The sequence below is a fragment of the Paraburkholderia sp. BCC1884 genome, assembly GCF_900996225.1.
Taxonomy (GTDB): Bacteria; Pseudomonadota; Gammaproteobacteria; order Burkholderiales; family Burkholderiaceae; genus Paraburkholderia.
In genome coordinates this window covers 1-509 of sequence record NZ_CAAJGL010000136.1, presented here as the reverse complement: position 1 = coordinate 509, position 509 = coordinate 1, and the positions used below count along the sequence as shown (strand labels likewise).

1 pseudogene is annotated in these 509 nt (G+C 71.1%); it reads right to left on the bottom strand.

What is annotated here, in order from left to right:
• Positions 1-509 (bottom strand): annotated as a pseudogene (locus tag FQ705_RS30935) (C4-dicarboxylate ABC transporter); the annotation flags it as partial.

Sequence of the window (509 nt, the reverse complement as noted above, 5' to 3'; positions counted from 1 at the left end):
AACAGCAGGCGCGAGAAGATCAGCGTGAACAGCGGGATCGCGACGAACAGCCCGACCGCCAGGGCGAACACGCCGAGCCCCGAGGCGGCGGGCAGGCCCAGCGCCGGCATCGCCAGCGGCAGGTCGAGCAGCCCGACCACGGGGATGATCCAGGCCGGCGTGGCATGCGCGGCGTGCTGGCGGTCACTCATCCAGCGGCCGACGATATGCCAGGCGAACAGCATCATGCCGGCCGCCCCCACCACCCACATGCCGAACGCGAGCGCGCGATCGAGGCGCACCAGCACGATGGGCAGCAGCAAGAGGCTGATCCAGACGGTGCCGAACAGGCTGCCGGCCACCGGATGTCGAAACTCCGTCATCACGGCGGCCCGGGCGCTCAGGCATTTCCAGCCGTAACCGAGCAGCAGCGCGACGAACACCACGATCGCGACGAACCCGACGAGATCGGCGATCGCCCCCGGCACGCCGTACAGGCGGGCGGCCTCGCGCCAGGCGACGGCGAGCCC